Origin of the sequence: Streptomyces sp. NPDC037389, assembly GCF_040636475.1 — a bacterium.
Lineage (GTDB): Bacteria > Actinomycetota > Actinomycetes > Streptomycetales > Streptomycetaceae > Streptomyces > Streptomyces hesseae.
The window spans coordinates 26,577-51,423 of the sequence record NZ_JBEZUS010000026.1 but is presented as its reverse complement, the minus strand read 5'-3'; the positions used below and the strand labels follow the sequence as shown (position 1 = coordinate 51,423).

At 70.2% G+C, this 24,847-nt stretch carries 14 protein-coding genes; 8 read left to right on the top strand and 6 right to left on the bottom strand.

From position 1 onward, the window contains the following. Positions 1 to 369: 369 nt before the first annotated feature. The 4 genes from AB0E98_RS32725 to AB0E98_RS32710 all read right to left on the bottom strand — a co-directional run bounded on the left by AB0E98_RS32725 (position 370) and on the right by AB0E98_RS32710 (position 8,133). Entirely contained in the window at positions 370 to 2,874 is a 2,505-nt protein-coding gene (locus AB0E98_RS32725; RefSeq protein WP_361709895.1) for a Helicase associated domain protein, read from the bottom strand. Between the two features lie 53 nt (positions 2,875 to 2,927). Further along, positions 2,928 to 3,434: a hypothetical protein gene (locus AB0E98_RS32720; protein ID WP_361709892.1), complete on the bottom strand. Its 507-nt coding sequence runs from the start codon at positions 3,432 to 3,434 to the stop codon at positions 2,928 to 2,930. 182 nt (positions 3,435 to 3,616) lie between these two features. Continuing rightward, complete coding sequence (locus AB0E98_RS32715; protein ID WP_361709890.1) at positions 3,617 to 6,805, bottom strand: SMC family ATPase; 3,189 nt, start codon at positions 6,803 to 6,805, stop codon at positions 3,617 to 3,619. Between the two features lie 5 nt (positions 6,806 to 6,810). Continuing rightward, positions 6,811 to 8,133 carry an exonuclease SbcCD subunit D gene (locus AB0E98_RS32710; protein WP_361709889.1) on the bottom strand — a complete coding sequence of 441 codons (1,323 nt, stop codon included), beginning with the start codon at positions 8,131 to 8,133 and terminating at the stop codon, positions 6,811 to 6,813. Positions 8,134 to 8,266: 133 nt separating this feature from the next. Here AB0E98_RS32710 and AB0E98_RS32705 point away from each other — a divergent pair, with 133 nt between their 5' ends. The 8 genes from AB0E98_RS32705 (at position 8,267) to AB0E98_RS32670 (ending at position 22,422) form a co-directional block, all read left to right on the top strand. Next, positions 8,267 to 9,112, top strand: a complete 846-nt coding sequence (locus AB0E98_RS32705; protein WP_361709886.1) for a hypothetical protein — start codon at positions 8,267 to 8,269, stop codon at positions 9,110 to 9,112. A gap of 48 nt (positions 9,113 to 9,160) precedes the next feature. Beyond that, positions 9,161 to 10,300, top strand: a complete 1,140-nt coding sequence (locus AB0E98_RS32700; protein ID WP_361709883.1) for a hypothetical protein — start codon at positions 9,161 to 9,163, stop codon at positions 10,298 to 10,300. Next, entirely contained in the window at positions 10,297 to 11,805 is a 1,509-nt protein-coding gene (locus AB0E98_RS32695; protein ID WP_361709880.1) for a hypothetical protein, read from the top strand. The genes AB0E98_RS32700 and AB0E98_RS32695 overlap by 4 nt, the downstream gene beginning before the upstream one ends. Continuing rightward, entirely contained in the window at positions 11,795 to 13,156 is a 1,362-nt protein-coding gene (locus AB0E98_RS32690) for an AAA domain-containing protein (protein ID WP_361709878.1), read from the top strand. Before AB0E98_RS32695 ends, AB0E98_RS32690 begins: the two co-directional genes overlap by 11 nt. A gap of 251 nt (positions 13,157 to 13,407) precedes the next feature. Then, positions 13,408 to 14,892, top strand: coding sequence for a DUF2397 family protein (locus AB0E98_RS32685; RefSeq protein WP_361709876.1), 1,485 nt, complete (start codon positions 13,408 to 13,410; stop codon positions 14,890 to 14,892). Continuing rightward, positions 14,889 to 16,184, top strand: a complete 1,296-nt coding sequence (locus AB0E98_RS32680; RefSeq protein WP_361709874.1) for a DUF2398 family protein — start codon at positions 14,889 to 14,891, stop codon at positions 16,182 to 16,184. The genes AB0E98_RS32685 and AB0E98_RS32680 overlap by 4 nt, the downstream gene beginning before the upstream one ends. Continuing rightward, on the top strand, positions 16,181 to 21,190 hold the full coding sequence (locus AB0E98_RS32675; RefSeq protein ID WP_361709871.1) for an SbcC/MukB-like Walker B domain-containing protein: 5,010 nt from the start codon (positions 16,181 to 16,183) through the stop codon (positions 21,188 to 21,190). Before AB0E98_RS32680 ends, AB0E98_RS32675 begins: the two co-directional genes overlap by 4 nt. Next, positions 21,190 to 22,422 (top strand): DUF2399 domain-containing protein, encoded by a 1,233-nt coding sequence (locus AB0E98_RS32670; protein WP_361709868.1) that lies wholly within the window; start codon positions 21,190 to 21,192, stop codon positions 22,420 to 22,422. Before AB0E98_RS32675 ends, AB0E98_RS32670 begins: the two co-directional genes overlap by 1 nt. Positions 22,423 to 22,725: 303 nt before the next feature. On the opposite strand, the gene AB0E98_RS32665 is transcribed toward AB0E98_RS32670, so the two are convergent. After that, positions 22,726 to 23,298, bottom strand: coding sequence for a transcriptional regulator (locus tag AB0E98_RS32665; RefSeq protein WP_361709865.1), 573 nt, complete (start codon positions 23,296 to 23,298; stop codon positions 22,726 to 22,728). Between the two features lie 16 nt (positions 23,299 to 23,314). Continuing rightward, positions 23,315 to 24,844: a helix-turn-helix domain-containing protein gene (locus tag AB0E98_RS32660; protein ID WP_361709862.1), complete on the bottom strand. Its 1,530-nt coding sequence runs from the start codon at positions 24,842 to 24,844 to the stop codon at positions 23,315 to 23,317. Between the last annotated feature and the right edge of the window lie 3 nt (positions 24,845 to 24,847).

Genomic DNA, 24,847 nt, shown 5'->3' with positions numbered 1-24,847 from the left:
CCGATCTGACGCGCCGTCGCTACGCGACGGATGCGTCAGCGATGCTCCGCATCGCTGACGCTGCGTCACTCCGTGACGCAGGTCGGCCGCTCCGCGGCCGGTGCTCGGTTCGCTCCGCGATCCGAGCATGTGCGAGATCCCGCTCCGCGGTCTCTCTCGACGGAGTTCGCTCCGCGAACTCCTAAGGCTGGCAGCAGGAATAGGGTGCGGCCGGCGATCCGCTCGGAGGCTTGGGTCTGTCGGCTCACAGATGGTATGAGCCGCTCTCCTGTCGAAGGTGCGGGCCCTCCGGACCCGGGCGGCTTCCCCATCGGGACTCTAAGGTAGCACTTCGGGGGGTGCTTCCTTAGTGGAACCATGGGCAAAAAGTTACGGGATCTCTGAGAATTCGGGGCGCTCCTCTTCGGCGGGGGTAGCGTCCGCTTCGCGAAGGATGCTGTGGATCAACTGACTTCTACTCTCTGAGAGTTGCCCGTTCTTCTGGCCGGTCCGGATCTTGCAGAGCCAGGGTCCGATCATGACGCGTTCCCCGTCGACCTCGATCCCCTCCCGAGCTCCAGGAGGACGGCCATGTCGTTCCACGAAGGCCCGCAGCAGCGTGGCTGTCTGTTCGAAAGAGCGGCGTTTCCTGGTCTTAGGGGTGCTGGGTGTGGCGGGGACGGTGGTGGTCTTCTTCGTCGACAGGGTGATGCGGTCCGGGGTGAGGCCGAGGCGGGCTAGGAGGTGGCGCTGGCCGTCGTCGAGGGCGCTCCAGGTGGTGAGCTGGCGCTGCAGCCAAGCGCCGGCCTTCACACCGTCAACCACCGTGTCGCGGCGCAGAGTTGCGGGGTCGTGCCCGTCTTGGAGGTGGCCGGTCAGGAGGTGGTATTTGCGGTGCCAGTCGGGCCCGTATGGGAGGAGCCAGTCGGGGTCGAGGGCGGTGAGGCGGGTGTGGCGGGTTTCGGGGAGTTTGCCTTTGCGGGCGAGGCCGCGTTGGTCGACGAGGAACCGGCCGCCAGGATCCTGGGCGGGGATGGCGAGGTGGCCGTGTTCTGTATGGAAGGCCTCGATGAGGGTCATGTTGCCTTCGAAGGCGGCTTCGTGCTCGTCCCAGATCATGCCGAGGGACTCGAGCTCAGTAATCCAGTCTGGGGTCAGGGTTCCTCGGCGATTGGCAGTGCGCTGGCCGACGATGAAGGCTCCCAGGCGGTAGCCGTAGGCGTCGGTGTAGTCGACCGGGACCTTCAGGTGGCCGTGCTCGGCGTGGTACCGAGTGGCGGCGGCCAGGCCGGTCCGGCGGGGTGCGGAGAGCACCGCGCCGGTGGAGGGCCAGGCCAGCAGGTCCATGGCGCGGGCGATCGTTGCGGGGGCGAGGGTGAAGTCGAAGCGGAACCGGCGTGTAAGGAGGCGGTGGGTGTCGCCGTCCAGGCGGTGCGCGGTGCTCTTGCGTGGGGCGCGGGCGGCGATGGTCTGGTCGTGGTGGCGCAGCGCGGCGGTGATCAGCCAGAGGGCTTCGTAGGGGGTGTCGAGGAGGTCGGTGGGATCGGCCTCGGGTGGGGTGTAGGCGGGGATGACCAGGCTCGCGGTTTTCGCGTCGACGGTGGGGGGTTTGCGCAGGGCGCGGCCCAGGGCCTGGACGATCCGGCGCACGCTTTCGGTGCGGGAAGCGAACACGATCGCGTCGACGGCCGGCAGGTCGATCCCCTCGGACAGGACCTGGGCGTTGGTGATCACAGCACGGTCGGCCTTCGCGAACCGGTCGAGGAGTTTCGCGCGCTGGTCGGGGGTGTGGTTGCCGTTGATCGACGAGACGGACAAGCTGCTCGCCCAGGAGGGGCGCTGCTCGGGTGGGAGGGTGCGCAGGGTGTGGGGGAACTGGCGGGCGAAGTCTTCGGCGTCGGCGACCTGTTGGAAGTAGACGATCACGTGCTTGAGGTCGTGTTCGGTCATCGCTTTGAGGACGGCCAGGTGCAGGGCGGTCGTCCGGCGTGCGGTCGGGGCGAAACCGGTGTGCGTGCGGTCGGGGTCGGTGAGGACCGTGCGCAGGTCGGTGTCGGTGATCGTGGGGACTAGGAGTTGGTAGTCGGCCAGGACGCCGTCCTCGATCGCCTGGGCGTGAGTGTAGGTGTGCAGGCGGGGGCCGAAGACTTTCGGGTCGTCCATGGAGGCGACCAGGGACGGGGACTCCCACGCCGGTGCGGTGGAGGGGGTGCGCTTGGGCCGTGGCCGGATGTCCGGGGCCTCGGCCAGGCGCGGCGCCTCCCACTCATAGGGCGTGGCGGTCAGGTACAGGCGGCGGTCGGTGCGGATCCGGGAGGAGTCGTGGACCATGGTCCATTCCTTGTCCCAGGAGCCCGCGGTGCGGTGTGCCTCGTCGATGATCGTGAGGTCGAAGACCGGGGCAGGGAAGACGGAGTGCTGGATTTCCTCGATCCGTGGGAGGGAGTCGAGGGTCACGAGCACGGTCGCCGGCTCGTTCTTCTTGGCGCGTTGGGCCAGCCAGTACGCCAGGTACTCCCCCGACCCCGTACTGCTCGCTCCTGCCTCGGCGAGCACGGGGTGCTTGTCCGCGCTCAGCGACGACACCGCCATCAACGCCTCCCTGCGCCCATCCGCGCGTGCCGCCGCCGCCCACTGGCCGATCAAATCCCTCGACGGCACCACCACCAGCAGAAACCGGGTATCGAGGGCCTCGGCCGTCCGCAGGGCGATCAGCGTCTTACCCGTACCGCACGCGGAGACCATGTGACCACGCGAACCCGGTTTCCTCAACCCGCGTACTCCGCTGTCCACCGCCGCCTGCTGATCGGGGCGCAGCGTACGGCGGACGGGCGCGATGTCGTCGGCCAAAGGCGGGTGGCTGTCCGGAACAGCAAGACGGGGGTTGGTGGCCATAAGGTGGTTCCCTTGGAAACGGCTGAAGGTTCGCGGGGTGGGACGGGCGGGGGTCACTGATAGAGGAAGTCCGCTCCCCACACCTGGAGTCCGTCGACCAGAGCGACGGCGGTGCCCGCTGCTTCCCGGAGCTGTGCGGCTGTGCACGCGTCATAAATGGCGTTGGTTGCTCTTGAGTTGTGGTACTCCGCGGCAAGCCGGCGGAAGGTGACCGAGGGACGGAAGACGGTATCCGCCGACGCTTGTTCGTCCACGAGCTCCGCGGGAAGCCCGCAGTACGTCTCCGACGTGATGAAGCATGCCCAGTCGACCAGTTTGCGCGTCGACCACACATCGTGTGCGACGCGGTCGAGGAGCAACGGACGGCAGTGGGGGTCAGGACATTCATCTACCGTCGCGTAGAACAGCTGGTCCACCAGGGCAGCATCGGCCCTGGGTGCAACCGGGTACAACTCGGACGGCGGCACGAACTCCCGCTGCCGACGGCGGACCGTGGCCGCACTGTGTACATGGTCAGCGCCGATCACCATTCTTTCCACGGCCTCCTCCAGCAGGCTCATTTCCCGGCATCACAGTTCATCGTCGCGCGCCCCGGGTGCACAGCGGCCGCAAAACGACAAACACGCGGCACAGCGGTAGATCTTCTAGTAAGGAGGCGCACCTTCGAAGGGCGAGGCAGCACCGTGTCCGGCGGGAGTGGGTGCCCCCGGACGGTGATGGATAGCGTGCGCTGTAGTAGTTATCACGCCTGGGAGTGCAGTCCGCTGGCGAGGTCGCCCTGGACCATGTCGTCTCGCTCAGCCGGCGTGAGCCATCGGGCGGATGAGCCGACGGCGGTCCGCTCCACCCACAGCACATCATCGACAGCCTCGGCCACGGCGTGCAGGTGGCTGATCACCATCACCAAGCGGTCACCCCCGGCCCGGGCACGCAGTACCTCCAGTGCCAGGTCCAAGGCTGTGGTGTCGAGAGCGGCAAAGCCCTCGTCGAGGAAGAGGGAGCCGAGAGTCGGCCCACTGCGGGAATGCAGTTCGGCAAGCGCCAAGGCCAGAGCGAGGGACGCCATGAACTTCTCCCCTCCTGACAAGCGATTCGGGTGGTGGGCGACCCCAGAGCTGCGGCTGATGATGCCGAAGTCGTCTGCGAAACCGAATCGGCCGTCGGACATCTGCCCGAGCAGGTCGCTGGCGACGCCGAGCAGTGCGCGGGTTCGCAGTGTGGTGAGGTGGCCCAGGAACTTGGCGTCGACCAGTTCGCGGCGTAGTACTTCGAGGGCTTCATAGCGGGCTTCACCTGCGGTGATGGCGAAGTCCAGGTCAGCGGCCGGCTTGATCAGGTCCTGTGCTTCTCGTTGTCTGCAGCGCTGGTCTTCGGCTTCCTTGGTTGCCTGCGCGGCTGCGGCAACGAGGGGGTGAAGTGATGTGGGTGTGGTCAGGTCGGCTGAGGCGTCGAAGTCGTCGCTATCGGCGAGCGCGGCTACATGCTCGCCGAGGCGGGTTTCGGCGGCGGATGCGCGTTCTGTCGCCGTGGTGGCTCGCTCAATGAGCTTGTCGCCGAGTACTGAGGTCGTCGCCGACAGGGCGGCAGCGTAGTGGCGGGCCTCGGCGATCGTCGGCTGGGTGGGAGCCTCTGGCAGCGCTGGCCGGTCGGCCTCCTCGAGTCGGGTGCAAGCTTGGTCTGCGGCCTGCGCCCACGCGTCGAGGTTGTCACACAATCTGCCGAGGGGATGTTCCAGGCGGGCGTGGGTGTCGTGGTCGAGCGTGCGCTGATCGGCGAGCACCGCGGTCTTCTCCGCTCGGGCTGCTTCCCTCTGGTCGAGCAGCTCTTGGAGCTCGGCCTGCTGGGCGTTGACGGCTGTGGTGGCGGCGTCCGTCTGTCCGACGACGATGTTGATCGGGTCGTGCGACAGCATCGCCTGGATCCGCGGGGGAAGCATGCCGATGTCGGTGACGGTCCTTGTTACAGCCCGAGCATGCCGCTCTTGAGCTGCGGATACATCTCTTTTGTCGCGATCATGCGCTTTCTTGCGCTCTACCAGCGTTTTGCGGTCCGCTTCGATTCCAGCGGTGCGGCGATGCTTCTCGGCCTGCAGCTTTTCGGCGTGTGCAGCAGCCGCCTGTTCGCATGCGGCGATGGCGTGGGTGATCACTGCGGTGTCCTGCTCGGGGTGCTGCTGGTGCGGTGATGCGGTGGTGCTGGCGGCGGGGGCGGCCAGGGCAGTGGTAGCGGCGGTCAGCCTTGCTGAGGCTGACCGGGCGTCGAAGTCCGTGCCTGCCTCGGTGGCCAGGGCCTCCAGGCTTCGGAAGGCTCGTTCCGCTGCCTGGGTGGTCTCCTGCGCCGTCTGCTGTGCCGTTTCGTTCTCGTGGACACGTTCGAGTACCGCTTCATCGGCAGCGGTTGCGGTGGCGCGGGCTGCGGCGCGCAGGCCGAGGGCCCTGTCGTATGTGTTCTTGGCCTGCTCTCGTTGCGTGTTCGCCTCGGCCAGCTCATCCGCATCGGCCGGTGCTGGGTGGAAATCGACCGGGAGCTGCCGACGGCATACAGGGCAGTCGTCGCCGGGGTGAAGTTCGGCGGCGATCGCCGCTGCCCTTTTCCGCAACCGCAGCGCCTCCAGATGTGTCTCGGCCGCGATGAGATCTTTGTGGACCGCAGATACCTCTGCCTCCACCGGGCCGAGATCTTTGTGGGCGGATTCCTGCCGACCCACTGCGGTGGCGTGGGCGCGCGTGGTGTCAGCGACGCGCCGGGCCGCCGAGAGGGCCGAGTCCAACGCGGTGCGGACGGCTGTGCTGTGCGTACGGATCTGCTTGCTGGTCTCGGCGGCGGCACGGGCTTCCTCTGCCGCCGCTTCGACGTGGGCGGCCCGTTCGGCACGTTCCGCGTCCGCCGTGGCGATGGCATCGTGTTCGTTGTCGAGTTGTGCGGTGAGGGAGACCAGCCGGTCGCGTTCGTCTCGGTATTCCTCGGCAATTTCTGCGAGGGTCTTCAGGAGCAGTGCGGCCTGGGCAAGGGCGTCCCGGCCTTCTCCTTGCCTCTCCGCCGCGATGATCGCTCCGGTCAGTTCCTCTTCCCTGGCCGCAGCCTGCTCGGCACGCCGGTCGAGGAGATCGCGCCGTGTGGTGAGGTCGGTGGCGGCGCACTCGAGCGTGTCGAGGACGGTGCCGACGTCGGTCACCTGGCGCGCTGCCAGGCTCTGACAAGCGCTGGTGGCTGCCGCCGCGGTCTCCCGGGCTTGCGAGATCTCTTCCTGCAGCGCCGTGATGCGGACGACGGCGGTGTTCAGGCGTTCGGCCTGGGCTGTGGCCGCGTCGGCGGCCGCACCGGCTGCGGCGGCCGTCTCCCGCGGGTTGTCCGGCATGGGGGCCCGTTTGGCTTTCGCGTCGCCCAGGAGTTGCTGGAGCGTGCGGCCGTGGCGGGCGGCCAGGTTCCGCACTGCTTCCAGTGATTCGGCACCGAACAGCTCACGGAGCCGTTCGCTGCGCTCCTTGGGAGCGGCGGTGAGGAGCTGGTCGAACTTGCCCTGCGGGAGCAGCCCAACCCTCAGGAAGGTGTCATAGCTCATCTGCAGCACCGTCTTGATGCGGTTGTCGACGGCCGTGGCGCCGTCGGTCTCCTCACCGGTGTCCAGGTTTTTCAGATGGTGCCGGCCCGCGTTCGGGTTGGTGGCGTGCATGGTGCGGTGGACACGCCAGTTCTGCCCGTCGTGTACGAAGGTGAGTTCGACGCTCATGGCCTGTGTGCCATCGGCGATGAGCTGCCGTGGTTCCTTGGCGTCCCAGGAGCTTTTGCGGAACAGGGCGAAGGCGATGGCGTCGAGCAGGCTGCTCTTGCCAGCGCCTGTGTCGCCGAGGACCGCGACCAGGCTCTTGCCGGTGAAGTCGACGGTGGCCTGGGCGGGGTAGCTGCGGAATCCGGTGAGGGTGAGTGTCATCGGTTTCATCGCGTCGTCTCCGCGTCGGTGGTGTCGATGCCGGTCAGCAGGCTGGAGCGGTCAAGGGTGTCGAGGGGCTGGCCGGCGATGGCCGCGGTCAGCAGCGTCTCCTCGCAGCACGGTGCGGGGTCCTCGGGGTCGGGTTCGGCTCGCAGGTGGGCGAAGGCGGCCATGGCGCGGTCCAGGGCCGGGCCGCCGGTGCCGCGGTCGGCGAGGTAGTCGTGCAGCAGGTCGTCGATGTCGGGCAGTTCGGTGGTGGAGGTCTGCCGGTCCAGCACGCGGTGGGCTGTGCCAGTACGGCGCTCGTCGATGTCGACGAGCGTCGCCTGGGGCAGCATCTTGGCGAGGGTGGCGGGCAGGGACGGGTCGAAGGCGTCGACGTTCACCACCGCTTTCACCCAGGCGTCCCCCACGCGGGCGGCCTGGTGGGCGATCTGTTCCAGGGTTCCTTCGAGGCGTACCAGGCGGCGGCCTGCGGTGAGCGGTTCGAGTTCGATGCGGGGATTGGTGTCCGGGCCGATCTCGGCGAGTACGACGCTCTTGGTGTCGCCGGTCTCGCCGAAGTCCATCTGCAGGGGGCTGCCGGCGTAGTAGGCGGGGAATCCGGAACGGCCGACGGGCTGGGGTTTGTGGATGTGGCCGAGGGCGCCGTAGGCGACGTCGGGCAGGTCCGTAGCTGCGGCCGCGTACTCGGTACTCAGGGAGATCCGCCGCTCCGAGTAGGACGGGAGGGCTCCTTCGATGAACAGGTGGGCGGCGTAGACGAGGACGTCCCGGGGGCCTCTGTCGGCGGTCAGGCGGCGGTAGACCTCGGCTTGGACGGTGCGCATCCGTTCGGCGTAGGTCGCGGTGGTCAGGGCGGAGTCGGCGAAGTCGTAGGTGAAGCGGTTGGGGTGCAGGTAGGGCAGTGCGCCGATGCGCAGGGTGAGCTCCCCGTTCCTGGTCGGGTATTCGGCGACGAGGAATCTGTCAGGGCGGGCGTCGGTGGCGAAGCGGACCCGGGTCTGGTCTCCTTCGCGGGAGCCCATGTCGTTGAGGACGTACTCCAGGAACGTCAGGACGTGAGTGGTGTCGTGGTTGCCGGCGACGACGACCACGGGCGCGATCGTGCCGAGGCGGCGCAGTGACTGGGCCGCGCGGCGCATGTCGTCCAGGCTCGGCCGGGGGCCATCGAAGAGGTCGCCGCTGTGCACGATCAGGTCGGGGGCGTAGTCCTCGGCGATGGCGATGATTTCGTCCAGGACGGCGTCGACCTCGCTATCACGTCGATGGCGGCCGATCTGGCGGCCCAGGTGCCAGTCGGAGGTGTGGAATACGCGTCCCGTCACGGGTGCCTCCAGAGCAACGGCCTGCGGGGCGGCGCGGGTTGCGCCGCCCCGGCCGGAGGTTCGGTGACACCGACTGTACCTCGAATCACAGGAAGAGTCTGGAAAACTCTGGAACTCTGGTACCGTCTGGTACATGAGTGATCCGCTGGACGCCCTGGAGAAGAGCATCGGCACCCTGCGCCGCGCGATCCGCGACGCAGCTGCCGCCGGTGACACCGAACGGGCCGGCGAGCTGCGGATGCAGCTGCGCCGCGCCGAGCGGGCCTGGGACGCTCTCGTCGACGCCGATGAACCGGCGGCCGCCCCGCCCAGCCCAGCGCCGGAAGCTGCTCCGGCCGCCCGGGGGTCGCAGCTCCCGGCACGCGAACACGTCCACCGCGCCCTGATGCTCCTCGGGGTCCCGGCCTCGCCCAAGCTGATCGTCGGCGTGCACGAGGCGTTCTTCCCGGGAGAGCTGTCCGCATCCAAGCTCTCCAGCCTGCGCCGGGACGAGGAACGCTCCTACCGCTCCAGTCCGGGAGCCCGGCCCTACTACCTGTGCCCGGCACTGGCGCACGACCTGCTGACCCCGGTGCGGGCACTGATCACCATCAGCACCTGGACGCTGGAGCAGCGCGTCATTGGCCCGCTGTCCCCGCGTGTGGACTTCCTCACCGGCGCGATCCGCATCGCCGAAGCGGTGCGCAGCTCCGCCGAGTCCGCTGCGGACGGGCCCAGTCCGGAGGCCCTGCGGCTACTGTGGCGCTTCGCCGTCAACATCCCCGACGCTATGCCGAAGAACGCCTCCAGTCACGAGGGCGCCCTGGATGCGCAGCAGGTGATCGGCGCCGCCCAGGCCGAGCTGGACGTGCATACCGACACCGACCGCGCCACCCGGACGGCGTCCGCGCGGCAGGCCCGCAAGTCCCTCGGTGACGACGAGCAGTTGTTCGGCGCGCCCCTGCGGGGCGTCACGCATCTGCGGTCCGCCCGCGCCTGATTTCCATCTCCCCGCATCCTTTTATCCTTCGCAAGGATCTACGAGACCGTGAAAGAACCAGTCGACGACCGCCTCGATGCACTGCGCGGATCCGCGAAGCGCCTGGACTACAACGCCCGGTCGCTAGCGGCCCTGGAGAACAACCCGCGCTGCACACTGCGGGCCCTGCTGGACGCCGCCGGCTCCGACAAGGCCGCGATCGCCACACACATCGGCCACCCCCCGTCCTTCGGCCAGTCCTCCTTCGCCATCACCCGCGGCAACGCCTTCGAGGCGATGGTGAAGGACAACGGCTGCGCGGAACTCCTGCGCGTCCTGCGCGAGACCCTGGAGCTGACACTGCCCGAGGTGGGGTACGAGGACCTGAACGACGTCGGCGGCGACGGCCGCTCCAAGGAGCGCCATGAGCGCACCGAGGAGGTCCTACTGCGGGCCGCCCGAGGCGAGGGCGACAGTACCTTGTTCGACCACCCGATGCTGCGCCTGCAGATCGGCGGGCACAAGGCGTACCTGGAACCGGACTTGGTGGCCTTCCGCATCGACGGACGCTTCCACGTCGTGGAGATCAAGAGCTTCCCGATCATCGACGAGCAGGCCGCCCCCGCCCAGGTGCGGGCGGCGACCACGCAGGCATGCGCGTACATCATCGCGCTGCGCGACCTGCTCGGGCGGGCCGGCATCAGCGAGGAGGCCGTCTCCGACACGATCGTGCTGGTCGCGCCGAAGGACTTCACCAACCGGCCGACCGGGGCGTTCGTCGACGCCCGCAAGCAGGTGGCCGCCCTGACGCGTCAGCTGTCCCGCATCGAACGCATCGGGGACCTGGTAGACCTGCTGCCCGAGGACCTCACCTTCGACCTCGCCCCGGACACGGAGGATCGGCCCCGGCGCCCTCCCGAAGAGCTGACCGAGGCACTGGATCAGGTCCTCGTAACGTACCGCCCGGCTTGCCTGAACCACTGCGAGATGGCGTTCTACTGCCGCTCCCGCGCCCGCGCGGAAGCCTCGCTGGATGTCCTCGGGCCGGTGGTGCGCGAGCAGTTCGGCGGCATCGACACCACGACCATGGTCATGGGGCTAGCTCGCGGAGAACTGACGCCGAGCGACGACCAGGTGGAGATGGCCGCGGCCCTGCAGCACGCCGCACGGCTGCGCGCAGAACTGGAAGACCTCGGGGGTGCGGCATGAGCACGCTGTCGGCGCTGGCACACGTGCAGGCCATGGAGTCGATGCAGGCGGTGCCCCTGACCGAGTTCCGGCACCAACACCTGTCGGGCCGGCCGCTGGTGATCGTCCCGCTGGCCATGGCCGGAGAGGCCGGGGCTCCCCTGGCCGCGATGGTCGGCTCCGCCAAGAGGAACGGGACCCTGCTCGTCGTGGCCCAGCCCCGCAACCGCGACCAGCGGTTCGCGTTCGCCGCCGACATCGGCCGGATCGTGATGGACTACATCGACTCCTTCCGCCAGGACCGCCGCGGGGAAGGCGAGCGTTCCCGGTACACCGACGCGCCTCAGATCCTGGTGCCCAACCCCGGCGGCATCCAAGCCCTGGCCGACCTGGGCCGCATGTGCCGCTTCCGTGCGACGTCCGGTCCCTACGCGGTGCCGGACGTCGTACCGGAGTTCGGCATGTGGCTGACGTTCCTGGTCGACAGGGCCGAACAGGTCGGCACCTCCATGCTGCTGCCCGTCACCGCAATGCTCACCAAGCACTGGGCGACCGGCCAGAGCACGCTCGAGGACCAGAACCTCGCCTCCCTGATGGCCTGGATCGCTCCCCCGTCGGGCTTGAGCGTCGAGCAGGCCATGGCCGACGCGGAGAACCCGGACGTGTGCCCGCCAGCGGGCCCGTCGACCTCCCCCGAGTTCGACAACCGCGACCTGGCCCCGGCGATCAGAAAGTTCGACACGGCCCACGCACTCGGCGACCCGCACGCGCTGGCCGCCGCCGAGGCCGAACTGCGGGAGCTGATTGCGGGACAGATCCAGCCCACCTGGCGCATGGTGTGGCAGGCCATATCACTGTTGCGCTCCGTGCCTGAGGCACCGCGGACCGCCAAGCGCTTCGAGGGCGACTGCAAGGCCTTCACGGACTACTCCGACTACCGGGACTCCGGCGGGCTTCCGCAGCGCAAGCGGGACACCGCGATCGGCGCGGCCCGGCGGCTGGGCTGGCTGGAGCGCGCGCTGGCTGAATTCGAGTCCGACATGGCGTTCGACGATCGTTTCGTGCTGGCCGACCGGCGCAGCGCAGGTGAGGCGTTCGCCGGGACGGTCGTGGAAGCCGAACCCGGCCGGACGGTCACCACGGACAAGAACAGGCGGGTGCCACGGCCGCGCATCACCGTCCGCACCGAGGATCCCGTGCGGCTGTCCGCCGACACCAAGCTGGTCAGCCCGTCCATGCCGGCCGGACACAAAGCCATGATCGTCTCCGTCCTCCCCGACGGCGCCACCACACGGGTCACGGTGGAGATCACCGGCGGCATGGGACGCGGCCGCGTCCCGAAGCAAGGCACCGTCCCGGAACCGGGCCAGCGCATCGCCTATCTGCCCGACCCGGGGTGGCGCCCGACACCGCAGTTCCCGGCCTCCGACGCCACCCCGTGGACACACAGTGCCGCCGACGGGGTCGGCACCGATTCCGCCGTTCCCGAGGACGCCGCCGCAGAGGAGTGGGGCAATGAGGACTGAAACCAGCACAACGCCCGAACCGGCCGTGCCCGACCCTGCAGCGGCCGCGGCCGCTGCCACCGGGGCGATCCTCGCGGACATGGCCGACGGGCGTCACAGGGCCGTGGTCGTCGACTCCCCGCCGGGCGCCGGCAAGAGCACCCTGGTGGTCCGCGCCGCCCAGGAGCTCACCGACAGCGGCGAGCGCCCGATCATCGTCGCCCAGACCAACAACCAGGTCGACGACCTGGTCGTGCGTCTGGCCAGAGAGCATCCCGGCATCGCCGTCGGACGGTTGAGCGCCACCGGTTACGCCCCGTCTCCGGCCCTTGACACCCTGACGAACACCGCCGTCGGCCGCACCTTGGCTGACCTAGCCGGCTGCCGGATCATCGTCGCCACCGCCGCCAAGTGGGCCACCGTCCGAGACGCCGCGTTCGGCTGGGCGATTCTGGATGAGGCCTACCAGATGCGCTCGGACATGCTGCTGCAGATTGTCGAACGCTTCGAGCGGGGCCTGTTCGTCGGTGACCCCGGCCAACTGGACCCGTTCACGATCGTCGGTACCGAGCGCTGGATCGGGCTGCCGCACGACCCCACGCAGAACGGCGTCAGCGTGATGCTGGAGCACAACCAGAACATTCCTGTGCACCGGCTGCCGGTGTCCTGGCGCCTGCCGTCCTCGGCCGCACCCACCATCTCCCGAGCGTTCTACCCGTTCGCCCACTTCACCGCCGGAACCGGTGGAAACACGCGTGCCCTGGAGTTCCGCACCGCCGGGTTCGCCCGCGCCGATCTCGACGAGACTCTCGCGCAGGCGTTCACCACCGGCTGGGCCCTGCACGAGCTGCCCCGTCGTCATGTCCCGCGTACCGACACCCAGACCCTCCAGACCGCCGCCGACCTCGCCGGCCGGCTGCTGGACCGCGGAGCGGTCGCCACCTGCGAGCGCCACCCGGGAGGCCGGCCCCTGGACGCCGGCGACATCGCCATCGGCGTCGCGCACCGCGACCAGGCTGACCTGGTCCGGGCCGCGCTCGCCCGGACCGGCAGCCTCGGCGCGCCGGGCGTGGCGGTGGACACTGCGAACCGGTTGCAGGGCCGCGAGTTCGAAGTCGTCATCTTCGTGCACCCGTTGTCCGGCCGCCGGGACGCCACGGCCTTCCATCTGGAGGCCGGGCGGCTGTGCGTGCTCGCCTCCCGTCACCGGCAGGCGTGCATCGTCGTCGCCCGCGAGGGCATCGCCGACCTCCTGGACAGCCACCCCTCGACCGACCCGGTGCATCTGTCCGTGCGCGCCAAGTTCCCGGACGGCTGGGAAGCCAACCAGATCATGCTGGACAAACTCGCCGAGCACCGCGTCGCCGCGTGAGTCCTGTACGGCACCCCATACCCGGGCGCGCGACTTTCCCATCTGTTTCCTTGACGGACGGCCGGGGCGGGGAAGTTCCGGTGAGTGGCACTTTGCGTCCTGGTGGAAACGGCCGTTGTTCCCGGTTCGCGGGAGATCTGTCAGTTGTGGCCTTCAGACTAGGAAGCTCTGCACACGCAGGGAGCGCACGAGGGGGCGGTATGGATCAATCGCGACAGTGGTGGCGGAGCGTTCTGTCCAGCGACTGGACTGTGTTCGCCCTGCCCGAGGACCTGGTGCGGGAACGCTATACGGCCCTGTTGGCTGCGTTGGAGGAATTGTCTACCCGCGGCCCGATGTGGACACCGGCTCAGGTTCTCGAGCAACTGCGCACCGTGGGTTACCACGATGGGCTGGACGAGGAGCAGTTGCTGTCGTCGCTTGAGCAACTGGCCAAGTGGGAGCTCGCCAAGCCGTTCAGGGACTATGCGGCACCGGTGCGCAACTATCGCGGGGTGATCTCGCGGCAGGAGGCCTGGGCGTTGACGCTGCGGGGCCGGGCGCTGGTAGCCGCCGTACGGGCAGCGGTGCTGGACTCCCGTCGTGCACTGCAGCTGCCGAGCCGGCTGCTGGACGGTGTCGAGCAGACGGTCCGCCGGATGCTGGAGCATTTCAAGAGTGATCCTGGGCTGCTGACGGGTGATCTCGATGATGTGCGGACCCGGATCGACGAACTCCAACGCGTGACGGCCGACTTCTACGGTGCACTGGCGCAGATGGTCCAGTCCGATGTCACTGACGACGACGTGTTCGGCAAGAACCGGGACCGGGTGCTCGAGGCGCTGCGGCAGTTCCCGCGGGAGTACGGGCGGGCGCTGCGGCGGGTGGGGGACGCGCTGGCTGCGTTGCGGGAGGTGGGCCACGGTCCGGTCGTGGAGACCGCGGCCGCGCACGCGGGGCTGGTGGATCCGGCCGAGCAGCAGCACTGGGTGGACGAGCGGATGCGTCGCTTGGCCGACTTGGAGGCGTGGTTCACGCCTGACGGGACGGTTTACCGGTTGATCGCTTCGGCGACCGGTGCTGTGCACACGCTCCTGATCGCGATCGACCGGCGGTATGCGGCCAGGAGGCGGGGGGCGGATCTGGGGGCTGACTTCCGCTCTGTGGCGCGTAGCTTGCACCGGCAAGGCGGCGAGGAGCAGGCGCGGCGTGTGTACGGGGCGGCGTTCGGGGACTGGCCGGCGTGGCACGCGCAGGTCGGGCCAGCCGAGGAGGACGTGGCACATGCGACGGTGGCTGCAGCCGGGCTCACGGTGCACCGCATAGAGGTGACGCTGCGTGAGCATGAGCGGGTGGGAAGGCCTGGGGGCAGGCCCCGGAAACTGGCGGACACCACCGTGGACCGGGAGGACGCGCTGGCGCGGGCACGCGAGGAGGCGCAGCTGCGCCGCCGGTTTGCCCGGGTGCTGGTGACGCCTGGAGAGGTGGGGCTGGAGCATTTCGCGGGGTTGGCCGCGGATGCTTCGGTGATCTTACTGCGGGCGGTGGAGGCGGCGCTGCAGGAGTTCGACCCTGTGCTGGGGTTCGGGTCTGCGGTGGCCGAAGGAGCCAACGTCGTGGTGCGGTTACGGCCGGGAGTGGCGGACCGGCAGGTCCGGGTGGAGTTGGCCGAAGGGGTGCTGACCGGCCCGGATCTGCGTATCCGTGTCGATGCGAGCGAGCGGGCCGACGAAGCGATCGCGCGGGGGGCGGCATGAGCGGCGAGGTGCTGGAGGCCGATCTGCGGGATGCGGCCCGGATGCTGGTGGATCGAGGACGGCTTCGGGCCGAGGCAGAGCCGGAGCTGTACCGGGCAGCTGTGAAGGGGCAGGCCGCGCTGGCGGGGCTGTTCCGGGCGGAGCTGGGCTGGACGTTCGAGGTGCTGGAGGTGGCGCAGCTGGTCCGGCTACACAAGCGGCGTGTGGATGTCCCTGGTGACCGGGGGCCTTCGGTGGTCCGCGGCGGGGGTCGTCCGGTGCTGCTGTCGCAGGAGGCGCTGGTGCTGGTGTGTCTGGTCTGTGAGCAGTTGTGGCGGCGTCCGCGGTTGAGCGTGCGGGAGTTGATGCAGGCGCTCGCGCAGGTATGCGCGGAGGAGGCCGCCTCGGGTGGGCTGCCGCGGGTGCAGTGGGTGGCCGGGGAGGGGACGTCGAAGCAGGAGGCCCGCTGGCACCGGCAGAATCTGGTGGACGCGTTGCAGGTGCTGGAGGCCGAGGGATCGGTGGAGGCGGACTCCGACCTGGAGCGCGTCGTGGTGGACGAGGACGCTGACCTTGTGGTGACGGCTTCGAGGGACCGGTTGGCGGCGCGGTTCTCGTCGCTGTCCCCCGCGCTGCTCGGCTTGGACGCGCTGCCCCCGCAGGAGCACGCGGCGGCGTTGTCGACCGCTTCGTTGCTCGACCCGGCAGCACCGGAGCCGGACCAGGCGGCGTCGGTGGAGGAACGGCGGCTACAGGCGCTGCGGCGGCTGGTGGACGACCCGGGCGTGGATCCCTTCGACGAGCAGACACCGGGGACGGCGTATCTGCACACGCTGGCCGGCAGGGAGCGGGGGCTGGCGCTACTGGCCGGCTTGGGGCTCGGGGTGACAGTGCGCCGGGACTGGTGGGAGGTCACCGATCCCAGTGGGCTCGGAACCGCGATGGACTTCCCCAACGGGCGGCGGATGGAGCGGCAAGCCGCGCTGGCGCTGCTGGCTCATCTGTCCGAGCGGGACCGGGCCGGTTCGGTGGTACAGGTGGGCGACGTGGTGGGGCTGCTGGAAGAGGTACGGGCAGTGATGCCGAACTGGGCGGCCGGTCACAAGGCGCAACTTCCCGCGCTGGCGCGGGCAGCGATCGGTGAGCTGGCGGCCGCGCGGCTGCTGGTGCCGGTGGTGGGTGAGACGGAGCAGTGGCAGGCGACGCCGGGAGTGCACCTGTGGCGGGTGCGGGTGGCGCACGCCGCCCGCGGCGCGGCGGGGCCGGAGCCCGGTAGGGCGTTTGGTGCCGAGACGGGTGAGGGGGACATGTGAAGATCGCCGGAAACGGGCCCGTCGGGGCCGGTGACGTCGGGCTGGGGGTGCCGGTCGCGGAGGGCCGGTGGCAGCCCACGCGGGCTGGGGTGGTGAACTCCTGGGCCTGGGCAGAGGAGGAGCTGCTGTTCGGCAACGGGTGGCTGACACTCGCGGGGCCGAACGGGTCGGGGAAGTCCTTGTCGGCGTCGATGCTGGTCACGGTGCTGCTGGACGCGGATGTGTCGCAGACCGCCTTGTCGGTGTCGGGGAAGGCGGCGGGGACGTTGCTGAGTCGGCACACCGACCGGGACGAGCAGCAGGACCGCACGGGGGTGTGGTGGCTGGAGTACGGTCGGCGCGCCGATGGCGGGGCTGTGGAGTATGTGACGACCGGGTTGTGGCTGAGGGCAGTGGGCAAGGCGGTGCACCGGGTGTTCTTCCTGGCGCGGGGGCGGGTCGGGGAGCAGCTGCGGCTGCAGGTGGACCGGGAGCCGGTGCGGATCGGTGACCTTGCAGCGCAGTTGGCTGCCTGTCAGGGGCAGGCCTTCACCTCCAGCGCTTCGTCTGCGGCGTCGAACCGGGCTCGGTTGTCGGAGCATCTGCGGGTGGTCGGGGACGAGCACGACTACCGGCGGGTGGTGCGCGAGGAGTTGTTCGCGCCGCTGGACGAGGTGCAGTTCGACGCGCTGGTGGGGGTGCTGCGCAGCCTGCGCAGTGTGCGTACGGCGGAGGCGATCTCCGCGGCGGAGATGGGCCGGTTGCTGTCCAGCGCGTTGCCTGCACTGGACGGTGAGCGGCTGACGGTGATCGCTCAGGCGATGGAGCGGATCTCTGAGCTCGAGGACCAGCTGGAGCGTGCCCGGGCGGAAGAGAAGCTGCTGCAGGGCGCGGAACGGGCGTATCGCCGGTATGTGGAGGCGGTGGCGGTGGTCGAGGCCGCCTCGCTGATCGCAGCGAACACCGGGTTCGACGCTCAGACCAGGCGGGAGCGCCAGGCGAGTGAGGAGGCGCAGCAGGCCGGGGTGCGGGAAGCCGAGGCCATGGAGCTGCTGGCCGGGACGCGGGCCGAGATCGGGGAGTTGGAGGGGCGGAAGAACGCGGCGGAGGAGGAGCTGCGCGGGCACGCGGGCGCGGTCCTTCCGCAGCGTGAGCAGCGAGCGGTCGAACTGGCCGTTGCCGCCCGCACGGCGGCCAAACGGTCGGATGAGGTCGGCGGCGAGGCTTCCCGGGCTGAGGGCGCCGCCCGGGAGTCGGCGGATGGCGTCCGGTCGGCGCAGGGCGCCGTGTCGGCGGTGTCCGGGCCCTTGCGGGTGGTGGGGGGCCGGCTGGGCGCGGATGCGGCCTTGGAGGGACTGCTCACCCTCGACGAGCAGCTGGTGGCGGCCGAGGCCGCGGCAGTGGCCGCAGGCGTGGTCGACGAGGCGTGCGCGGCACCGCTGGCGTGGGTGGACACCCGGATCTCCCAGATGCGGAAGGTAGAAGCCGCGCTCGGAGACCATGCGACGGCGCAGGGAATGGAAGTCGCGGCGGCGGCCGATCTACGCGAGGCCGAAGCGGCCGAGGAAACGGACCGGGCCACGGCCGACCAGACGAGCAGGGCGCGGGCGCGGGCCGAGGACACGCTGCTGGAAGAGATGCGCCAGTGGGCAGACACGGCAGTGGAGTTGCGCGGTCCCGCCCTCGAGCTGCTCGTGCGGGACAGTCGCGGCGACGGGGAGCGGTTGCCCGTCGGGAAGCTGACAGCCGGACTCGCTCAGGTCGCGGGCGAGGCGCGGGCGAGGATCGACGCGGCAGGGCACCACCGGCAGGCAGCTGCGGACCGTGCGGTGGCCGAGCAGGCGGCCGAGGCATGCGAGCAGGCACGCACGCTGTGGGAGCAGGAACGCGGCGCGGCCGAGCACGCCTCGCAGGCGTTGCACGGGGCGCAGGAGGAGGCCCGGGAGCAGGACGCGGCCGGGAAGGAGGCCCGGGAGCAGCACCAGGAGACGCACCTGCGGCAGGTCGCACAGGCGGAGGCCGCCGTCGCGCAGGCTCAGAAGGCAGCAGACGGGGCCGGATCGACGGCCGTAGCGGCCTGGGAGCAGTGGCAGGGCCTGGTCGGCATGTGGCGGCGTGACGCGGTACTGATCGACGTCGGCATGGTGCCGGAGCCGGCCGGGGACGGGGCCACGAGCGACGCCGCGCAGACAGTCGCGCAGATCCAGGTGTCCCTGGAGCGGGCGCACGCAGCAGCCGCCGGGCGGCTCCAGCGTGTGGTGGACGCCGCCGACCAGGCGGCGGGATTCGCGCAGGAAACGGTCCGTGACCTGGAGCAGCAGCTGGAGCGGGCCCAGCAGGCGGCGCCGGTGCCACCTGCACCGCTGTGGCGCAGCCGGCAGCCCGTGGACGGCACCCCGTTGTGGGCGCTAGTGGACTTCGCCGGACACCTGACGGACGAGGCCAGAGATCGCCTCGAGGGTGCTCTGCTGGTCAGTGGACTGCTGGATGCACTGGTGCGTGCCGACGGGCAGGCGGTGGCAGGGGATGTGACCCTGCGACCTGGAGCTGCGGCGGCATCGGGGGCGAGTCTGGCGGACGTACTCCGGCCAGACGCGCAGGGCCGGATCGCCCCAGAGCGGGTCCACCAGCTGCTGCGGTCGATTCCCCTGGATCCGTCGGCGGGCGATCAGGTCACGATCGCGGTGGCGACCGCGGTCGCACCGGTCGGCTACCAGGCGCGGTTCATCGGGCGAAGTGCCCGCGAACGCGCCCGGCTCCGGCACGTAGCCGACCTGGAGCAGCAACTCGACCAGGCACAGGGGGCATTGCACCGGGCACGCGAGGAAGCCGCGCGTGCTCGCGCCCGGGTGGACGCTGCCGCGATGGAGCGGGACCGGTTCCTCTCCCCCGCCGGGTGGGAGCAGGCCCGCGAGAGGTGGCAGGGCCTTCTCCGGGCGCTGCAGGAGACCCGCAACCGGTCCGCTCAGGACATCCGCCTGGCCGAACGCGGGCTGGCGCAGGCACTGCACGCCCTGGAGGCGGCTGCCGCGCGGCGCCGTAGCGCGCTGGAGCTGCTGGCCCAGGAGGCACGGCACACCGAACAGGTGGCGGCCGCGGCACTGGCCGCAGCCCGAACGACTGAAGGCACGGCGCGCGAGACGGCCGGGACCGCAGCCGCCAGCCACGCCGGGTGGGAGCAGGCGAAGGATGCCCAGGCCCACGCCGATGCCGAGCAGGCCGGTTTCCCGTCGCCGGATCAGGTCCTCTCGGCCCAGCAGCAGGAGGACGACGCGAATGAGCAGCTGCAGCACTCCATCAGGCGCACGGCCGACGCACGCGAGCGGCACCGCCGGGCCGGCGAGGCCGTGCGTCAGGCGCTGCGGGCGTTGAACCGGGCAGCCGACGCGGGCGGCGGCACCGTGCTGCCCACGGATCCGAAGGCGGCCGACGCCCACCGCGAGGACACCACCTTGATGTTCCGGCAGGTCGAGGCCTGGCGGGGCGCCGCAGGGCGGGTGATCGACCTGGCGGGACGGGCACGCCAGGACGCGGCAACCGCCGAACGCTGGCGGACCCTGGCGGCCGACGCCGCCCGGGAGGCAGAGCAAACCGCCGTGGACGCGGGGCGCGAGAAGGCGGCTGTCGAGGAGATGCGGCGCCTGCACGGCGCCGAGTACGAGGAGCTGCGCGCCTCGCTGCAGGAGGTCACTGGTGCGCTCGACCGCGCCCGGGCACGGGTGGAGGAGCTGCAGCGCGCCAAGGAAGAGGCTGCTGCTGACGCGGCGTCGGCCCGGGCGCGGCTGGACGAGGTCGCACCGCTGCGCCAGGCGGCCGAGGAGCACCGCGATGCCTGCCTTACCCGGTTGGGCCGGCTCGTCGACGAGGGCCTGGCCCTGGTCGGCGAGGACATCTCCACCGGGCCGGAGGGCCGGCCCGCGAACCTGACCGCGGGACTGGCCTGGGCCAGGCACCTGCTGGCCGACCGCCCCACCGGGCCAGGCGCGGGAGTGGGGGCGGACCGGCTCGCCGCAGCGTCCCGGGCCCGGGACGCTGCGCTGAAGACCCTCGAGGGCGCCGCCCGCACCGCCAACAGCGCACTGGCCCGGTTCAACCGCCAGGTCATCCTCACCAACATATCGGGCACCGGTTGGCAGCGTGCCGAGGTCGCCGACCCGGCCGCCGCTCGCGGCCAGGACCTGCGCGCGGCGGTGGAGGCACTGCGCGCGGCAGTCGCCCAGCTGGAGCAAGACCTGCGCGCCGACATCAAGAAGGCCATCAAGACCAGCATGTTCGCTCAGCTGCAGCGCGACGTTCAGGTCCGCCAGGATCTCGCGCAGCAACTGGTGCAGCAGATCGGCCAGACCCTGGCGGACGTGCGTACCGGGGTGGCCCGGGTGGGTGTGAAGGTCGAGTGGTCGGTGCGTAAGGACGCGGACGCGAAGGCCATGGTGGAGCTGGTGAAAAGTCCTCCCTCGGACGAGATGTTCGAGCGGATGTATGACGTGCTGCGGCAGCGGATGGACGAGTCCGTCGGGGACACGTGGGCGGACCGGGTCGCACACACCTTCGATTACCGGGCCTGGCACGAGTGGAGGATCTCGGTGACCCACTCCTCGTTCAGCGACGGGGATGGTGACCGCTTCAAGGAGGTCAAGCCGCGCGGCATGAACCCGCTGGAGACGTTGTCGACCGGGGAACGTCGCCTGGCCACGATGCTGCCCCTGCTGGCGGCCGCGTGGTCGATGTACAGCGGGGAGTACCGCGGGCCGCGGCTGCTGTCGATCGACGAGCTGGACGCGGCGTTCGACGACGCGAACCTTCGGCAGATGCTGGGACTGCTGCGCCGGTGGGAGTTCGACGTGCTGGCGACCGCGCCCTCGATGACCCCGGTGATCAAGAAGGAGGCCGGCCAGGTCGTCATCCACCAGGTCGTCACGAGCGGAAAGCACCGTGTGACGGTGCCGTGGCTGTGGCAGGGCCACGGGGAGGCGCAGCCACTGACGCTGGACCTCGGCCTGGGCTTCGACGGTGGGATGGGCGGCTGATGGGCACGACATGGGAATGGGTCGCGGGCGATGAGGCGCTGGCCCCGCTGTGGGCCGCCGTACACGACCGGTTGTGTGCCGGGACGGATCCGGCGGCCGTGGCGAGTGTGCGGGTGACCGGGCTGCCACCGGCGGGGGTAGCGGCGTTGCGGGCGTGGCTGGACGACGCGGGCCGACTGCGGCGCGGCACCTCCGCGGTGGTGGTGGACGCCCGCGGGGCGCGAGTGCCGGTGCGAGCACTGTGCCAAGTGCTGCGGCTGGAACCTCAGGACTTGGTGACTGTGGTGGAGCAGGCTGTGGGACGGCCGGTGATCAACCGTGCGCGGCAGCGCGTGAGCGAGGCGGCGCTGCGCCAGGATGTGTGGCAGTACGCGGCCGCACAGCTGCCGGCGTGTCCGGGGCTGGTCGCACGGATGCGCGCCGCCGGGATCGGCGTCGACGAAGGCACAGGGGTGCGCAAGCTGGTCGATGCCCTCGCCGCCGTGGCGACACGGCTGCCGATCGACCCGCCGGTCTCGCTGCCCAAACTCGCCCACGACACTGCTGGTGACCCCCACTTCTTCGACCTCGACACCCTCGCCGGCAGCCGACTCGTCACACTGGTCGCCGAACTGACGGGCCAGGTGGAGCCAACACGGCCGGACCGGATCCGCGCCCTGCTCGAGCAGAGCGGAGTGGTCCCTGACCGGCTCACCGCCACCGTGCTGCTCCACCACGTCCAGGCCATCGGCGACGGACCGGTCGACCGGCGCCTACGCGACGCCGTCGCCCCGGTCGCGCTGCACCTGTTCGACCTGACCCGCACTCCCCCACGTCTGGACCCGACCCAGACGGTCACCGTGGTGGAGAACCCCTCCGTCCTCGAATCCGCCCTCGCCCGCGGCCACACCACGCCGCTGGCGTGCACCAGCGGACAGTTGCGCGCCGTCGACCACGCCCTGCTGCAACTCGCCGTCGACCAGGGCGTAGCACTGCAGTACGCAGGCGACATGGACGGGCCAGGCCTCGGCATCGCACACACCGTCACCCGTCTGTACGGCGCCAGGCTCGTCGCCATGGACCTGGCCACACTCCACGACGCCGGCACCCACCCGTCCGCAGTGCTGCTGGGCCCGCTCACCGACGAAGACATCGACCTGCAGCTCGCCCGTGCACTGCGCGACATGGGACGGGTAGTGTTCCAAGAAAATGACGCCGTTCTGGACCGTCTCCTCCCGCCCTCCTCCATCTAGGTGGCCAGTCCGGATCGGGATCGTTGTCCGGCGCACGGGTGTGCATGTGCCAGGGCTGATTCAAAGTCAGGCATCTCTGAGCCGCATCGCCAGCACGTACACGTGATCGGTCGATGTCGTCCCTGATTAGAGGGTCGTTCATAGCCGGGCATCCCTGACTGCCCGTCAAGGATGCCCGGTTATGAGCCCGCCCCCCGTGTCGCTGACCAGCGATGATGCTGTCGAGCCACGACTTTGAATCAGCCCTGGTGCATGTGCTTCGGCACATGAGACCGTGCAGCGAATCTAAGCCTCTACAGCGGTTCAGGCGGCGAAGCCGATGTTGGTGACGTACTCGTACTGGCCCCACTGCGAGCCGAGGTCGACGATCTGCTCGATCCAGGCGTCGCCTAGGGCCCGGTCGTCGCTGGTGGACCAGGCGTCGATGATGGCCTCCCAATGGCGGATGTTGAGGGTGCGGAATTCCACGACCCGCTGGTGGGCGGTACGCACGCCGGACTGGTTGAGCGGGTGGATCTCGACGCGGGTGCCCCGGCCAGCGCGGTTGAGGCGCGCCAGGAGGTAGCGGGCGACGTTGTGGCGGCGGACCGTGCGGTAGGCGGCTTCGACCCGGGCGAGGTTCTGCCTGGTGGGATTGCGGGTGCCGGCCAGCCATGTCTTCAGGGTGCGATCGGTGACGGTCAGGCCCGCGTCGTAGGCGGCGGCGCGGGCGTGAGGGGTGCGGGTGAGGTAGTGCAGACGGGCCATAAGGCCGCGCCGGGTGGTGACAGGAGAAGTGATGAAGTCGGCGAGGACGTCGAGCTGGCGGGCGACGGCCTCGTGGCCCTTGATGCCTTGGGCGCCGTACTTGCCGAAATCGATGGTGCGATCGGGCACGTGAACTCCTGGCCTGTCAGTTCTCGTCGGTCTGTCCGGCAGCAGCCGGGTCTGCGGGCTCGGCGCCGACGAAGTACACGTCCTTGACCTTCACCTCGGAAACTCCACGGCCTTCCGGGAAGACACGCCGCCAGTCGCCGACGACGTGGAGTTCGTCGGTGCCCATCACGCGGACGACCGTCAGGCCGGCGTCGTGTGCCTTGAGGGCTTTGGCCCAGAGGTTGGCGAAGGCCTGCGACCGGATCAGGTGCATCCAGTCGGGGCGGTACAGCTCCCGGTTGTAGTTCGACTCCCCCATCGTGGAGACGAACTTCGAGTACATCGCCTTCACGTACTCCAGCGTCACCTCGTCGTCGTCGGCGATCGCGGTGTCGCGGGCGTCCTTGAGAGTGATGCGGAACTTCTCCAGCAGGCTCTCCGTCGCCCCCGAGGTGAACGACTCGTGGATCTCGGGGGGTTCGCACAGGCCGTACTTCGGGCCGGACAGGCGCAGCAACAGGCGCAGGGTGGGTTCGGTGACCCACAGGGGGCCGGGTTCGTCACGGTTGCCGATCGGGTTGGGCAGGTACGCGCCGTGCTCCCATGCGGGCGGGGTGATCAGGTGGACGCCGGCGCGGCGGCGGTCGTGCACGTTGCCGGTGGTGCGCTCCAGTTGGCCGAGTGGAAGGTGCGTCTTGAGCGCGCTGAGATAGGCGCCGTTGATGTCCAGGACCGTCGCCTCGTGCCGGCCTGCGGGAAGTTCGGGGCGGCTCCACTTGGGGCGGGCCTCCCAGATCTGGTCGGCGCCGCGCGCGGACTGCTTGCGCAGGATGTCCGGGATCCAGGGGTGGGCGACGACGGCGTAGCGGCCGCCCCTGCGGGTCTCGTCCAGCAGGGCCATCGCATCCGGGATCGCCCGCTTGACCAGCGCTGCGGTCGCCGCCTCCACATCGCCCTCGTGCGCCTCGAGCGCCTCGGCCACGGCCGCCGCGGTCGGGCCGGACGGGTCGGCGTCGGACGCAGTCGGCGCACGGCGGCCCGCGGGCACGGCCTTTACCGGCTTCGCCGTGCGGCCCTCCGACCGTTTGACGGGGGTGTCGGGTACGGGGGCTGTGCTGGCGCACTGGACGGGGTCGAGGTGCTGGGGAAAACCGGCGACCTGGTGGCAGGCCGGCTGCCCGCACAGGACACACGGCTCAGGCGCGGCCAGAGCTTCGACGTCGTCCATGTCGTCGTCTGCGGCCGGCCCGGGTGCCGGAGACGTTGTGTTCTCGTCCAGCGCGGGCGGGGGCGCGGTGGCTCCGTCTGCGGGCTGCGGGGCGGGGGGTGCGAGTTTCGCGGCCAGGCCGTCCAAGAGGTAGGCGTACTTCGTCCTGAGCTCCCCAGACGGGTCCCGGCCGGTCTCCCACCCTGTGACCGTGGAGGGGCTCACTCCGAGAGTCCTGGCCAGCTGGGCCTTCGACAGGCCGGCCCGCTCACGCAGCCCGCGGCGTACCCGCGCTTCGGGGAGCGCCGACTGGGGGGTGAGAGAGGCGAGCAGCGAGTCGATCGCGTCGAAGTCGCTCATCGA

Coding starts and splice junctions, on each gene's coding strand:
- AB0E98_RS32695 (WP_361709880.1), top strand. CDS start 10,297: ATGAGCACGCTGTCGGCGCTGGCACACGTGCAGGCCATGGAGTCGATG.
- AB0E98_RS32660 (WP_361709862.1), bottom strand. CDS start 24,844: ATGAGCGACTTCGACGCGATCGACTCGCTGCTCGCCTCTCTCACCCCC.
- AB0E98_RS32705 (WP_361709886.1), top strand. CDS start 8,267: ATGAGTGATCCGCTGGACGCCCTGGAGAAGAGCATCGGCACCCTGCGC.
- AB0E98_RS32715 (WP_361709890.1), bottom strand. CDS start 6,805: ATGACACTCACCCTCACCGGATTCCGCAGCTACCCCGCCCAGGCCACC.
- AB0E98_RS32670 (WP_361709868.1), top strand. CDS start 21,190: ATGGGCACGACATGGGAATGGGTCGCGGGCGATGAGGCGCTGGCCCCG.
- AB0E98_RS32725 (WP_361709895.1), bottom strand. CDS start 2,874: ATGGCCACCAACCCCCGTCTTGCTGTTCCGGACAGCCACCCGCCTTTG.
- AB0E98_RS32680 (WP_361709874.1), top strand. CDS start 14,889: ATGAGCGGCGAGGTGCTGGAGGCCGATCTGCGGGATGCGGCCCGGATG.
- AB0E98_RS32720 (WP_361709892.1), bottom strand. CDS start 3,434: ATGAGCCTGCTGGAGGAGGCCGTGGAAAGAATGGTGATCGGCGCTGAC.
- AB0E98_RS32690 (WP_361709878.1), top strand. CDS start 11,795: ATGAGGACTGAAACCAGCACAACGCCCGAACCGGCCGTGCCCGACCCT.